This is a genomic window from Glycomyces tarimensis, from assembly GCF_054776215.1.
The window spans coordinates 73,606-85,867 of sequence record NZ_BAAHCB010000022.1 but is presented as its reverse complement, the minus strand read 5'-3'; the positions used below and the strand labels follow the sequence as shown (position 1 = coordinate 85,867).

General features: G+C 70.5%; 14 protein-coding genes. 8 read left to right on the top strand and 6 right to left on the bottom strand.

The features are described 5' to 3' along the window. Positions 1-455 precede the first annotated feature (455 nt). From ACYVK3_RS18515 to ACYVK3_RS18505, 3 genes are all read left to right on the top strand, one after another. Entirely contained in the window at positions 456-1,019 is a 564-nt protein-coding gene (locus ACYVK3_RS18515) for a dihydrofolate reductase family protein (protein ID WP_460498838.1), read from the top strand. A gap of 265 nt (positions 1,020-1,284) precedes the next feature. Beyond that, on the top strand, positions 1,285-1,776 hold the full coding sequence (locus tag ACYVK3_RS18510; protein WP_460498813.1) for a VOC family protein: 492 nt from the start codon (positions 1,285-1,287) through the stop codon (positions 1,774-1,776). Positions 1,777-1,822: 46 nt separating this feature from the next. Then, positions 1,823-2,653 carry a MerR family transcriptional regulator gene (locus ACYVK3_RS18505; RefSeq protein WP_460498812.1) on the top strand — a complete coding sequence of 277 codons (831 nt, stop codon included), beginning with the start codon at positions 1,823-1,825 and terminating at the stop codon, positions 2,651-2,653. A gap of 199 nt (positions 2,654-2,852) precedes the next feature. Here the strand turns inward: ACYVK3_RS18505 and ACYVK3_RS18500 are convergent, their stop codons facing one another. Continuing rightward, entirely contained in the window at positions 2,853-3,608 is a 756-nt protein-coding gene (locus ACYVK3_RS18500) for an AAA family ATPase (RefSeq protein WP_460498811.1), read from the bottom strand. Positions 3,609-3,823: 215 nt separating this feature from the next. On the opposite strand from ACYVK3_RS18500, the gene ACYVK3_RS18495 reads away from it, so the two are divergent. After that, positions 3,824-4,300, top strand: a complete 477-nt coding sequence (locus ACYVK3_RS18495) for a DUF1801 domain-containing protein (protein ID WP_460498810.1) — start codon at positions 3,824-3,826, stop codon at positions 4,298-4,300. Between the two features lie 25 nt (positions 4,301-4,325). Here ACYVK3_RS18495 and helR read toward each other — a convergent pair whose 3' ends face one another. Together helR and ACYVK3_RS18485 are read right to left on the bottom strand one after the other, a co-directional pair. Then, complete coding sequence (gene helR, locus ACYVK3_RS18490) at positions 4,326-6,482, bottom strand: HelD family protein (RefSeq protein ID WP_460498809.1); 2,157 nt, start codon at positions 6,480-6,482, stop codon at positions 4,326-4,328. A 1-nt stretch (position 6,483) separates the two neighbouring features. Beyond that, positions 6,484-7,683: a glycosyltransferase gene (locus ACYVK3_RS18485; RefSeq protein WP_460498808.1), complete on the bottom strand. Its 1,200-nt coding sequence runs from the start codon at positions 7,681-7,683 to the stop codon at positions 6,484-6,486. 205 nt (positions 7,684-7,888) lie between these two features. Here ACYVK3_RS18485 and ACYVK3_RS18480 point away from each other — a divergent pair, with 205 nt between their 5' ends. Next, positions 7,889-8,827 carry an NADP-dependent oxidoreductase gene (locus ACYVK3_RS18480; protein WP_460498837.1) on the top strand — a complete coding sequence of 313 codons (939 nt, stop codon included), beginning with the start codon at positions 7,889-7,891 and terminating at the stop codon, positions 8,825-8,827. Positions 8,828-8,913: 86 nt separating this feature from the next. Beyond that, positions 8,914-9,330 (top strand): VOC family protein, encoded by a 417-nt coding sequence (locus ACYVK3_RS18475; protein ID WP_460498836.1) that lies wholly within the window; start codon positions 8,914-8,916, stop codon positions 9,328-9,330. A 27-nt stretch (positions 9,331-9,357) separates the two neighbouring features. Here ACYVK3_RS18475 and ACYVK3_RS18470 read toward each other — a convergent pair whose 3' ends face one another. Then, the gene (locus tag ACYVK3_RS18470) at positions 9,358-9,564 is read right to left on the bottom strand and encodes a hypothetical protein (RefSeq protein WP_460498807.1); all 207 of its coding nucleotides are present in this window, start codon (positions 9,562-9,564) and stop codon (positions 9,358-9,360) included. A 20-nt stretch (positions 9,565-9,584) separates the two neighbouring features. Next, complete coding sequence (locus tag ACYVK3_RS18465; RefSeq protein WP_460498806.1) at positions 9,585-10,187, bottom strand: rhomboid family intramembrane serine protease; 603 nt, start codon at positions 10,185-10,187, stop codon at positions 9,585-9,587. A 274-nt stretch (positions 10,188-10,461) separates the two neighbouring features. Here ACYVK3_RS18465 and ACYVK3_RS18460 point away from each other — a divergent pair, with 274 nt between their 5' ends. Continuing rightward, on the top strand, positions 10,462-11,124 hold the full coding sequence (locus ACYVK3_RS18460) for an NAD(P)-dependent oxidoreductase (protein ID WP_460498805.1): 663 nt from the start codon (positions 10,462-10,464) through the stop codon (positions 11,122-11,124). Here ACYVK3_RS18460 and ACYVK3_RS18455 read toward each other — a convergent pair. After that, on the bottom strand, positions 11,121-11,606 hold the full coding sequence (locus tag ACYVK3_RS18455; RefSeq protein ID WP_460498804.1) for a MarR family transcriptional regulator: 486 nt from the start codon (positions 11,604-11,606) through the stop codon (positions 11,121-11,123). The genes ACYVK3_RS18460 and ACYVK3_RS18455 overlap by 4 nt on opposite strands. A gap of 232 nt (positions 11,607-11,838) precedes the next feature. On the opposite strand from ACYVK3_RS18455, the gene ACYVK3_RS18450 reads away from it, so the two are divergent. Next, positions 11,839-12,243, top strand: coding sequence for an FKBP-type peptidyl-prolyl cis-trans isomerase (locus tag ACYVK3_RS18450; protein ID WP_460498835.1), 405 nt, complete (start codon positions 11,839-11,841; stop codon positions 12,241-12,243). Positions 12,244-12,262: the final 19 nt, after the last annotated feature.

The following is a 12,262-nucleotide window of genomic DNA, read 5'->3' as shown; positions in this document are numbered from 1 at the left end:
ATCGGCTTGCCGCACCGCTTGCACAACGTAGCTGTTTTCGACATGCTCACACCCTATCATTTTTAATTTCCGGTTTTAATAAATAAAAACTATAAATTCAGCCGTGTCTCGACCCGGTACATAACTCACGAGAAGTGCCGTTCCCGCAAGTTATGTGTCTGAGGGCCTGACAGCAAGGAGGTAGGGCGAGGTATACCGGGTGTCCGTTCGCATTTGGCCGGGGGCATCCGAAGGAAGGTGGAGCTGTTCGTTGCGATCCATCAGGGCTCGCGTGGCGCGCTGCTTCCCGTGGGAGGGCGAGGTCGAGACCAGGCGGGTTGTCCGGGTGCCAGCCGAGTAGGCGACGCTGCGAACCGAATGCGATGACTACCTATGATCCAGATCATGCACCGGTGAGTTTCGTGCGCGCAACCGGTCTTAGCTTTCGAGACCGACTGACAGGAAGGGATGTCATGATGCGGAAACTGACCTACGGCATGAACCTGACACTGGATGGCTACGTCGCCGCGCCCGGCGACGACCTCGGGTGGAGTGGGCCGAGCGACGAGCTGTTTCAGTGGTGGCTCGATCAGGAGCGGGCGATCGGCCTGTTGCTGTATGGACGCAAGCTGTGGGAGGCCATGAGCGCCTACTGGCCGACCGGCGACCAGCAGCCCAATGCAACCCCGGCGCAGGTCGAGTTCGCGCGGAACTGGCGGGACACGCCGAAAGTGGTGTTCTCTTCGGTGATCGAGAAGGTCGACTGGAACACCCGCCTGGTCACCGGCGACGCGGTCGCGGAGATCACCCGGCTCAAAGCCGAGGACGGCGAGCCGATGAGAGTTGGTGGCGCAACGCTCGCCGGGGCGGCCATGCGAGCCGGACTGATCGATGAGTACACGGTCGTCACCCATCCGGTCCTGGTGGGCGGCGGCACGCCGTTCTTCACCGCGTTGGATAGCTGGGTGAACCTGAACCTGGTGGAGACGCGGACGTTTCCCGGCGGGGTGGTCCTGACCAGGTACGAGACGAGGCGCTAAGCGCGATCACGGAATTTCAGTCAGAACTAATGTCGGCTTGAACCAGGCCCTCGAATCCGGCCACTCCCGGGGCGACGAAGTGCAGGCGGCGATAGCTAGTGCATGGTGAGTGCACCGGCATGGTCCCCCGGCAGCCCGGTCTGCGCCCGCAACCACGGGCCACGCCGCCACTCCCCCGGGACAGCTGACATGGGAACCACCACCATTGTGAGCCGGGTCATTTCAGGCTTGACCCTGACGCGGCGTGAGGGCCGACGATTCGGGCATGACCGAATACCACAGTCCCGTCCCGATGCCGGCTCTCGACGCGAAGGCGCCGGAGGTCTACCGGCAGTTCTACGGCATGCCGATGTTCACGCTCAGTCCCACCGCCGATCTGGAGGCGTCCCGCGACTTCTGGCTCGAGGGCCTGGGATTCATCGACCTCTTCACCATTCCCGGCCAAGTGACCCATCTGCGGCGGTGGGCGTTCCAGGACGTGCTGCTGGTGCCTGGGACACCGCCGGCCGAGGCCCCCGGGCTCAGCGTCAACTTCGCGTGCGTGCTCAGTCAGATCGAGGAGGTCCGGGAGCGCTGCGAGAAGCTGGTCCCCGGCTGCACCGAGGGGCCGCGCGAGATGCCGTGGAACTCGGTCGAACTGACCGTCCTCACCCCGGAGAACACCCGGGTGGTGATGACGGCGGCGCGGCCGATCGATCCCGACAGCGAGCTCGCCGGCGAACTTCGCGAGGCGGGTTTCCGGATTCCGAAGCCGTGACGGCGGTGCCGCCGACGAGCTCGGCCGGGTGGGCGACACTGATGTGATGACCGGTGACGCCGCCCGGTTCGAGCCGGGCAACGATGACTCCGCGGACGGCCTCACGGTGGGCCGGGTCGCCGGCCTGGTCGGCGTGAGCGTCCGGACGCTGCACCACTGGGACGCGATCGCCCTGGTGCGGCCCAGCCCCCCCCCCAGGGCCGGGTACCGCGTCTACTCGGACCAGGACGTGGCCCGCATCCACCGGGTGCTGGTGTACCGGGAGCTGGGCTTTCCGCTCGCTCAGATCGGCATGATCCTCGACGATCCGGGCACCGACGCGAACGATCACCTGCGCAGGCAGCGGAGCGAGCTGATGGAGCAGATCGAGCGGTTGCGGCGGATGGTGGGAGCGGTGGACCGGATGCTGGAGGCGTCGAAGACGGGGATGCGGCTCAGCCCTGAGCAGCAGGTCGAGATCTTCGGAGGCGACTGGCGGCCGGAGTGGGTCGACGAGGCCGAGCAGCGCTGGGGTCAGACCGCCCAGTGGGCGCAATACGCCCAGCGAGCCGCCGCGTTGTCGCCCGCAGACTGGGAGAAGGTCGCGGCCGAGACCGACGCGCTGGAAGCGGATCTGGCGGCGGCGAAGCGTTCCGGAGTCGCTCCGGGGTCGGCGGAGGCGAACGCGCTCGCGGAACGGCATCGGGCCATGATGTCGACCTATTTCGACTGCACGCACGCGATGCAGGTGTGCATGGGCCGTATGTTCGTCCAGGACCCCGGCTTCGCGGCGCACTACGACAGACGCGCACCCGGCCTGGCGCAGTGGCTGCGACAGGTGCTGTTCGCCAACGCGGCGGCCAACGGCGTCGACCCGGAAACGGCGATGTGGGAATGACGGCCGTTCGACTCGCCGCCGGCGCTCCTGGCCGAGCGCCGGCATTCCACCCATGGCGCTGACGGTATGGCCGTTGACGTAGTTGGAGGCCGACGAGGCGAGGAAGACGACGGCCGCGGCGATCGCTGTTCGGGCATCACGAGCGGGCCCACCCGCGCATCTCCCCCGGCACAGGGGACGCGCCTGGACGGCCCCCCGGCTAGTCGGTGCCGCGGTCGGTTGCCAAGAGATGGTGCAGGTAGCGAGCCGGGTCGGCGAGGAATCCGCGAGTGAGTGCCACGGGCCCGGTGTCGTCGTAGTCGGCCGGTGCGATGCCGTCCTCGCTGGTTTCGTAGAGGAGGGCGTCGGGGCAGGCGAGGAGGATCGGCGAGTGCGTGGCGACGATGAACTGCGCTCCGGCGGCGGTCAGTTCGACGATGCGGGCGAGCAGTGCGAGGCAGCCGTGGACGGACAGGGCCGCTTCGGGTTCGTCGAGGAGGTAGAGCCCGCCGGGGCGGAAGCGGTGGTGGACGAGGTCGAGGAAGCCTTCGCCGTGGCTGCGTTCGTGCGCGGAGACGCCGCCGTAGGAGTCCAGGACGTTGAGGCGCTCGATTTCGGAGGCCACGTTGAAGAACGACTCGGCTCGGAGGAAGAACGTGTCGGCGGGGCGCTTCCCGGCGCGTCGTACGACGATGAGGTGGTCGGCGAGCGGGGCCTCGGTGGCGCGGGTGGCGAACCGGAAGTGCTTCGAGCCGCCTTCGGCGTTGATGTCGAGTGCGACCGCGAGGGCTTCGACGATGGTCGACTTGCCGGTCCCATTGTCGCCGCAGAGCATCACCACGGGCGCGTCGAGGTCGAGCCCGTCGCCGGCGGCGAGGGCGCGCACGGCCGGGAGGTCGTAGGGCCAGCCGCGGCGGGGAAGGCCGTCGGCGCGGACGGCCCGCAGAAACGGGTCGGCGCTCGTGGCGGTCGGCATCGGCGGTCCTGTCCTCGTGGTCGGATGCCGTCTCACTCTACCGCCGAACATGTCCCCCGATACGCCTGCGGCCTCGCCGCGGGCCCACTTGCTCGTGTCGAAGCTGCGCGGCGCGAAAACCGTCGACCCGGTCAGGAATCGAGAAGTCTCGGTGGTGGGCTCGCCATTACCGTGAAAGCACAGTCATTCCAGCTACGGGCAAGGAGCACCACGGCATGAGCGGCACTTCGAAGGGCAGCGGCAAGGGGCGGGACTCCTCGGCGGAGGAGGGGTTCTCCGCGCAGGAGCGCGCCGCGATGAAGGCGCGCGCCGATGAGTTGAAGGCCGAGGCACGCGGCGGGCGGTCTTCGAAGCAGGCGGCTGATGAGGCGGCGGTGCTGGAGAAGATCGCGGCGATGGCGGCGCCGGATCGGGCGCTGGCCGAGCGTGTGCATGCGATCGTCACCGACGCCGCTCCGGAATTGGCGCCGAAGCTGTGGTACGGCCAGCCGGCGTACGCCCGGAAGGGGAAGGTGGTGTGCTTCTTCCGCAGCGGTCGGGACGACAAGGAGCGGTATTCGTCGTTCGGGTTCACCCCGGAGGCGAATCTCGACGATGACAGCGGCCTGTGGCCGACCTCGTTCGCGCTGGCCGAGTTGAGCGGGGCCGCTGAGGCGACGGTGAGCAAGCTGGTCAAGCGGGCCGTGCGCTGACGCCGTCGCCGAAGGCGCGCGGTGGTCATCGGCTGGTGAGGACGACCAGTTGCCGGGTCGCTCGGGTCATGGCGACGTAGCGGTCGACGGTGCCTTCGATGCCCTCGCCGAAGGTCTCGGGGTCGATGAGGACGACCAGGTCGAACTCGAGCCCTTTGACGAGCTCCGGGGTGAGGGTTCGGACGCGTGGCCTGGCGGGGGTCGCGGTGGCTTCGGTGGTGATGACGCAGGCGGTCCCTTCGGTGTGTTGGGCGAGCCAGGCGTCGAGGATCGCGTCAAGGTCCGTAGCGGGGCCGTGGACGACGGGGATGCCGGTGCAGCGCACGGAGGTGGGCACGTTGGCGTCAGCGAGCGCGGCTGTGATGACCTGTTCGGCTTCGGCCATGACTTCTTGCGGCGTCCGGTAGTTGATGTTGAGGGTGGCGAGGGTGATCTGGTCGAGGCCGATGCGTTCGAGCCGTTCGTGCCAGGGCTCGGTGAAGCCGTGCCTGGCTTGGGCGCGGTCCCCCACGATGGTGAAGCTGCGGGAGGGGCACCGGGCGAGCAGCATCTGCCACTCGGCGTCGGTGAGTTCTTGCGCCTCGTCCACGACGATGTGCGCGAAGGGGCCGGCGAGGAGGTCCGGGTCGGTGTCGGCCAGCGCGTTGTGGTCGACGAGGGTGTCTTGGAGGTCTTGTCCGTGCAGCATGATCATCGCGCCTTCGTTGTCGTACTCGGCTGCGAGGAGGTCGTCGACGACGTCGGCCATGCGTGTTCGTACGGTTTCGGCTTCGGCCTCGTGTCGGCGGCGGCGTCGCGCGGTCTCGGGGTCGCCGAGTCGGCGGCGTGCCGCGTCGATCAGCGGCAGGTCGGCCGTGGTCCAGGCTTGGGGCTCGTCGCGTTGGAGTTCGGCGACCTCGTCGGGTTCGAGCCAGGGGGCGCACATGTGGAGGTAGGCGGGGACGGTCCAGAGGTCGCCGACGAGGTCGGTGGGTTCGATCAGGGGCCATGCCCTGCTGAAGGTGTGGACGAGTTCGCGGTCTTGGTGGAGGGATCGGCGCAGGAGGTCTTCGGAGATGTCGTCGTCGGTGTCGTGTTTGTCGATGAGGATGGCGAGCAGTTCGTCCCAGACTTGGTCGCGTGCCTCGTTGTGGGGTGTGCCGGGTTCTGCGGCGTTGAAGGCCTCGGCCCAGTCGTCGGGGCTGAGCCAGAGGTCGGACCAGTGGGTGGCGACGGTCATGCCTTTGGTGGGTGGGCGTTCGTAGAGTCTGACGGCCGGTTCGATGGCGCGGACCATGTCGGCGGAGGCTTTGAGGCGGGCGATGTCGGGGTCGGGTTCGGCCGGCGCGGTGGCGCCTTCGGGGGTGAGGTCGGTCAGGGTGCAGGTTTGGACGCCCTCCTCCCCCAGGCTCGGGAGGACGTCGGCGACGTAGGCGAGGTAGGGCTGGTGGGGGCCGACGAAGAGGACGCCGCCGTGGTGGTGGCGGAGGCGGGGGTCGGCGTAGAGGAGGTAGGCGGTGCGGTGGAGTGCGACGACGGTCTTGCCGGTGCCGGGGCCGCCGTCGACGATGAGTGCGCCGGTCGATGAGGCGCGGATGATGGCGTCTTGGTCGGCTTGGATGGTGCCGAGGACGTCGCGCATCTGGTCGGATCGGCCGGTGCCGAGGCTGGCGATGAAGGCGGATTGGTCGTCGAGTGCGGCGTGTCCTTCGAGGGCGTCGGGGGTGAAGACTTCGTCCCAGTAGTCGGTGATGCGGCCGCGGGTCCAGCGGTATCTGCGGCGGCTGGCCAGGCCCATGGGGTTGGCGTGGGTGGCGCCGAAGAACGGTTCGGCCGCTGGGGAGCGCCAGTCCAGGAGCAGTCGGCGGCCGTCGTCGTCGGTGAGGCCGAGTCGTCCGATGTAGACTGGTTCGGGGTCGTCGGTGTGGACGATGTTGCCGAGGCACAGGTCCAGGCCGAAGCGGCGCAGGGTGCGCACTCGGGCGGTGAGCCGGTGGATTTCCTGGTCGCGGTCGAGGGCGGCCTGGCCGGTGCCGCCGGGTGTCTTGCGGGCGGCGTCGAGTCGGTCGGTCAGGTCGGCGATGGACTGTTCGAGGCTTGCGGCGATGGCCGCGAAGTGCTGTTCGTCGCGGGCGGTGAGTGTCGGGTCGGCTTTGGCGGCGAGGTGGTCGGGCAGGTTGAACGCGCTGGAGCGGGTGCTCATGTCATCGGCTCCGTTCGAGGAGCAGCGTCGCGGCCGTGGCGGCCCCGTCGGTGCGGATTTGGTCGGCCACCGAGCTCGCGCGGGCGCGGGTGGCGGGATCGAGGGCGGTCGCGAGTGCGGCGGTGAGGGAGGCGGCGGTCGGGCCCTGGTCGTCGATGGCGGCGCCGATGCCGAGGGCGGTGACGCGCCCGGCCCAGTACGGCTGGTCCCCCATTTGCGGCGCGAGCACTTGGGGTGCGCCGGCGCGGGCGGCCGTGGCGGTGGTGCCGGCGCCGCCGTGGTGTACGACGGCGGCCACGCGGGGGAACAGGGCCCGGTGGTTGGTCTCGCCGACGGTGAGGCAGTCCTCGCCGTCGAGGGCGAGGCCGGCCCAGCCGCCGGAGAGGAGGACGCGGCGCCCGTGGGCGCGGACCGCGGCGATGGCGGCCTCGGCGGTGCCCTGGAGGACGTGTGGGGGCATGCTGCCGAAACCGACGTACACGGGGGGTTCGCCGGCGTCGAGGAACGTATCGAGCTCGGCCGGGAGCGGGCGCTCGTCGGGCGCGAACCAGGCGCCGGTCTGTACGACGTCGAGGTCCGGTGCCCCCGGCCAGGGGGCGAGGACGGGGTCGGTGGCGAGCCAGGGCCGGTCGGTGAGGACGTGGTCGCGGACGTTGTCGACCGGCGGCAGGCCGGCCGAGGCCCGGTGGGCGTTGAGCGCCTCGCCGTAGAGCGCGTTGGCGTTCTGGGCGTCGATGTCCCACAGCGTCTGGTTGTCGGCGCCGGGCGGGTAGGGTTTGCCCGGCCGCGGGAGCGGCGGGTGGTTCGGGGAGGGCAGGACGCCCGGGGCGAAGGCGGCGAAGCGGTAGGGGATGTCGAGCTGCTCGGCGACTTCGCGTGCGCCGGCCGGGAGGAGGCCGGTCGCCACGAGCGCGTCGCATCCCGATGCGGCGGTCCGCGTCTCCAGCTGCATCGCCACGAGCTCGGCCGCGAGCCGGCTCGCGTCTTTCCTGGACCCGGGGGTGATGCGGGCCAGCATGTCCCGCACCGACTGGCCGATCGGCACATGCGCGGCGCCGACGCCGGCTGCGAGGCGGGTGAACTCCGCGTCCGGCGGCGCGCACACCCGCACTTCGGCGCCGCGCGACCGCAGCTCGGCCGCCAGCCCGATGACCGGTGTGACGTCGCCGCGCGACCCGAACGTCGACAGCAGTACTCGCATGTCGTGGCCCCCAGTTCCCGTAGGTTTCGGTCTTGAGCGGCTTATTCTGCGGCACGGCCCGGGCCATCGGCGCAACCCGGTTCGAGCCGGTGCTCCTGCGGTGATATACATACTGGAGGTGGCGGGGAGTGCGGTGCTCCTTTCGCCCCGATTCCCGGCGTCGAGCCGTAACCCCTGCTCAGGTAAGGACTTCCGCGTGCCGAAGATGATGCGTGCCGTGACCCAGTCGGTCCTCGGCGGCCCGGAGGTCCTCCAACTGGTCGAGACGGAGCGGCCTGAGCCGTACTACGGCGAGGTCCTGGTGCGGGTGCACGCGGCCGGGCTCAACCCGGTCGATCCGGCGGCGCGCGAGCGCGGGCTCTACATCGGGCAGCCGCCGTTCACGCTCGGCTGGGACGTCTCGGGCGTCGTCGAGCAGGTCGGCACGGGTGTGGCGCGCTTGTCCCCCGGCGACGCGGTCTACGGCATGCCCCGGTTCCCGCACCAGGCGGGCGCGCACGCCGAATACGTGACCGCGCCGAGCCGGCACTTCGATCGCAAACCGGCCGAGCTGTCTCATGTGGAGGCCGCGGCGATGCCGCTGACGGGTTTGACCGCCTGGCAGGCGCTGGTAGACACCGCCGGTGTGCGCCAGGGGCAGACAGTGCTCGTCCACGCGGCTGCCGGCGGGATCGGGCATCTGGCGGTGCAGATCGCCAAGGCGCGCGGCGCGCGCGTCATCGGGACCGCCAGCGCGGCCAAGCACGCGTTCGTGCGCGACCTGGGCGCCGACGAGGTCATCGACTACACGGCGGTCGACTTCGCCGAGGCGGTCTCGGACGTGGACGTGGTGCTCAACACGGTGCCCGGCGACTACGCGGAGCGGTCGGTGTCGGTGCTGCGCGACGGCGGTGTGCTGGCCGAGCTGCACCTGTCGAACGCGGGCGCGGTCTTTCCCGAAGCGCTCGCGCGCGGGATCGCGACGCGGTTCATGCTCGTCGAGCCGGACCTGGGCGGCCTGCGGGCGCTCTCGCGGCTGGTGGCCGAAGGGAAGCTGCGGGTGCACGTGTCCGAGACGTACCCGCTCGAGCAGGTCGCGAAGGCGCACCTGGCGGTGGCGGCGGGGCACGCGACCGGGAAGATCGTGCTCACCGTCGCCGGCTAGCGACGGGTCGGCGAATCGGCCGCCGACGTTCGATCGCGCTGGCAGGATGGCGGTTGAAGGCCACGATTCGTGCGAAGGAGCGAGCGATGGGGTCGGTTCTGAATCCGTATCTGAATTTCGACGGCGATGCGCGTGCGGCGATGGAGTTCTATCGCGATGTGCTGGGCGGGGAGTTGACGATCAGCACGTTCGGCGAGATGGGCGACGACTCTCCGAATCGGGAGAAGGTCATGCACGCGCAGTTGGAGACGCGCGCGGGGTTCACGCTCATGGCCTCGGACACTCCGCCGGGGATGGAGTTCACCCCGGGGACGAACATCGGGATCAGCATCAGCGGCGACGACGGGGACGAGCTGCGCGGCTACTGGGAGGGGCTCTCGGCGGGCGCGACGGTGACGATGCCGTTGGAGCGGCAGATGTGGGGCGATGAGTTCGGTTCGTGCGTGGACCGGTTCGGAATCGCCTGGATGGTGGACATCGTCGGGCCCGAGAACCAGGAGTGACCGGGTGTCTGGGCGGTGGCCGCTCCCCTACCGGTTTCTGGGACGGGAGCGGGCGGTGCGTTCGTTGCCGAACTTGTAGGCGCCGCTCCAGCGTGCCATGACCGTCTGGGGCTCGCCCGCGGCGCTCTCGGCGAGGAAGGCCGCCACTCGGGCGCCGCGGAGGGTGGCGGCTCTCTTGCCGCGGTGGAGGATGACGACGGTGCCTTCGCCGCGCTGATTGTAGGCGAAACCCAATGGCGGGCCATGTCCTGGTCCTATGCGAGGTGCGGGCGGGACCGGCGGGTGCGCCGGCTGAGGGCGAAGGCGGCGGCCAGGCCGCCGATGAACCCGAACAGGTGCCCCTGCCAGGAGATGTGCGGCCCCGCGGGGAAGATGCCCCACACCATGGAGCCGTAGACGAGGATCACGAGCACGCTGATGGCGATGTCGCCGAGTCTGCGGACGAAGACGCCGCGGCCGAGCAGGTAGCCGAACAGGCCGAAGACGACGCCGGAGGCGCCGACGGTGACCGATCCGGTCGGCGAGGTGAGCCAGACGCCGAGGTCGGACACGATCACGACGACGCCCAGGGCGATCCAGCAGGCCTTCCAGTCGCGCAGTGCGGCGATGGTGCCCATGACCGCGAGCGGGACCATGTTGGCTACCAGGTGGCCGGTGCCGGCGTGGAGGAACGGCGCGGCGATGAAGCCGGGCACGATCCCTTCGGCCTGGCGCGGGACGATCCCGTACTGGGTGAGGTGGGCCGGCACGACCATGTCGGCGATGAGCACCAGCCACATGGCGGCGATGAGGGCGCCCCACAGGGTCAGGGCGCGGCGCAGCGGGTGGACGGGTCGGGTGGCGGGCCCGGCGGTCATGGCGCTCCTTGGATCGCGGGGGTGCGTCGGTTCTCGCTTCGGTGGTCGCTTGCAGCGTAGCGGCCGCGCGCCGGCGGCGGCCACGGCGGCGCGCGGCGAGGTGGGCGCTGGCGGCGGTGATGGTGACCGCGGCCAGGCAGGTGGCGGTGGTGCGCATGAGCCGGTCGAGGTCGAGGTCCCAGCCGACGGCGGTCGAGGCGGCCCGTCCACGCCGCCGTTGATGCGAGCCACAGATGTTATGATTCTCGTATTATCTGGTGCGAGGAGACCCCCTGTGCAGCTCACCGTCATCGCCGCGACCGGCGCGACCGGCCGTCACGTCCTCGGCCAGGCCCTGGAGGCCGGGCACGACGTCACCGCCGTCGCCCGCAGTCCCCACAAGCTCGACGCCGGCGTCCGCGCCGTCAAGGCCGACCTCGCCCGCCCCGACTCGGGAGCGCTCGCCGAAGCCGTCACCGGCGCCGACGCGGTCGTCTCCGCGCTCGGGGCGACCTCGAGAACCGAGGCGGGCGTGGCCGAGCGCGGCACCGCGGCCCTCATCGAGGCGATGCGGGCGGCCGGGACCGGGCGCCTGGTCGTGCTCTCGGCCGCGCCGATCGGCACCGTCCCGACCGCCGCGCGCCCCGGCAAGCCCCGGCACGACCCCGGCGACGGGTTCTGGCTGCGCCGGGCCGCCACCGTGCTCAAACGCGTGCTGCGCGAGCACTACGCCGACCTGGCCGCGATGGAGGACCTCGTACAGGATTCGGGTCTGGATTGGACGATCGTGCGTCCGCCGCAGCTGACCGACGGCCCCCGCACCGGCGCCTACCGCACCGCGATCGGACACCAGCCGCGCAACGGCTGGAGGATCTCGCGGGCCGACCTCGCCGAGGCCATGCTCGCCGCCCTGGAGCGGCCCGAGACGAGCCGGCGCGTGCTCGGCGTCGCGAACTAGTCGCCGGACAGCTCGGCGGTCGCCTCGCGCCCGGCCTCGGTCGTGCGGTGCACGAAGGCGGCGATGGCCGCCAGTTCGGCGTCGGTGAAGTCCTCGCAGATCGCCCCGACCGCGCCGAGCATCGGCCGGTACAGGTCCAAGATCTCGCCGACCCGGTCGGGCACGAACGTCACGTGTACCGCCCGCCGGTCGGCCGGGACCTTCTCGCGCCGGACCCAGCCGGCCTTCTCGAGCCGGTCGAGCACTCCGGTCATCGTCGCCGGGTGCAGTCCGGTCTGGCGCGCCAGGGAGCTCGGGGTGAGCGGACCGGCGCGGGCGATGATGTCCAGGCAGTCCAGGTCGACGTCCTGGAGCTTGATCGCCCGGGAGACCTGGTGGTTGAGCAGGGACAGTTGGACGGTCAACTCGCGCAGGCGGTCGGTCACCTCGACGGCCTGCCGCCTGCGGGCCCTGGTCTCGGCCGCGGCGTTGCCTTCGCTCATCGTCTGCGCTCCCCACGTGTGCCGGCCCGGTCCAGGATAGGCCCGCTCGGAGCGGCGATCGCGGCTCGGGTGGTAGGTTCCTGCGGTGGCATTGAGCCGATTCGTGAAGCTGTCGGTCGCGGCGTGCGCCAGCGCGGCGCTGCTGGCCGGCTGCGGCGCCGGTGACGACGAGAGCACCGGCGCGGGAAGTGGACAGGAGTCTGAAGTGGTGGAGATCAGTGCGGGCTGCGAGGTGTCGGTCTCGACCGACACCTCGGCGAAGCCCGAGGTGGGCGTCCCCGATTGCGAGCCGCCGGCAGAGTTGTTCTCGGCCGACGTCGTCGAAGGATCCGGCGCCGAGGCCGGCGCCGGGGACGCGGTGGCGGTGCAGTACGCGGGCTTCTCCTGGTCCACCGGTGCGCAGTTCGACGCCTCGTGGGACCGGGGCTCGGCGCCGTTCGAGGTGTCCCCGCTGGGGTCGGCGCCGGTCATCCAGGGCTGGAACGACGGCTTGATGGGCGCGCAGGTCGGCGACCGGCGCCTCTTGGTCATCCCGCCCGAGCTCGGCTACGGTTCGGCGGGCGCCGGCGGCGTGATCGAACCGAACGAGACGCTCGTGTTCGTCGTCGACGTGGTCGCCGTCAACGGCCAGTCCTGACAGCGGCGACCTCGCGGGG

Excerpts from the sequence above, each read along its gene's own strand:
- ACYVK3_RS18510 (WP_460498813.1), top strand. The coding sequence starts at position 1,285 with ATGACCGAATACCACAGTCCCGTCCCGATGCCGGCTCTCGACGCGAAG.
- ACYVK3_RS18465 (WP_460498806.1), bottom strand. The coding sequence starts at position 10,187 with ATGACCGCCGGGCCCGCCACCCGACCCGTCCACCCGCTGCGCCGCGCC.
- ACYVK3_RS18480 (WP_460498837.1), top strand. The coding sequence starts at position 7,889 with ATGATGCGTGCCGTGACCCAGTCGGTCCTCGGCGGCCCGGAGGTCCTC.
- ACYVK3_RS18505 (WP_460498812.1), top strand. The coding sequence starts at position 1,823 with ATGACCGGTGACGCCGCCCGGTTCGAGCCGGGCAACGATGACTCCGCG.
- ACYVK3_RS18495 (WP_460498810.1), top strand. The coding sequence starts at position 3,824 with ATGAGCGGCACTTCGAAGGGCAGCGGCAAGGGGCGGGACTCCTCGGCG.
- ACYVK3_RS18515 (WP_460498838.1), top strand. The coding sequence starts at position 456 with ATGCGGAAACTGACCTACGGCATGAACCTGACACTGGATGGCTACGTC.
- ACYVK3_RS18475 (WP_460498836.1), top strand. The coding sequence starts at position 8,914 with ATGGGGTCGGTTCTGAATCCGTATCTGAATTTCGACGGCGATGCGCGT.
- helR (WP_460498809.1), bottom strand. The coding sequence starts at position 6,482 with ATGAGCACCCGCTCCAGCGCGTTCAACCTGCCCGACCACCTCGCCGCC.
- ACYVK3_RS18455 (WP_460498804.1), bottom strand. The coding sequence starts at position 11,606 with ATGAGCGAAGGCAACGCCGCGGCCGAGACCAGGGCCCGCAGGCGGCAG.
- ACYVK3_RS18500 (WP_460498811.1), bottom strand. The coding sequence starts at position 3,608 with ATGCCGACCGCCACGAGCGCCGACCCGTTTCTGCGGGCCGTCCGCGCC.
- ACYVK3_RS18485 (WP_460498808.1), bottom strand. The coding sequence starts at position 7,683 with ATGCGAGTACTGCTGTCGACGTTCGGGTCGCGCGGCGACGTCACACCG.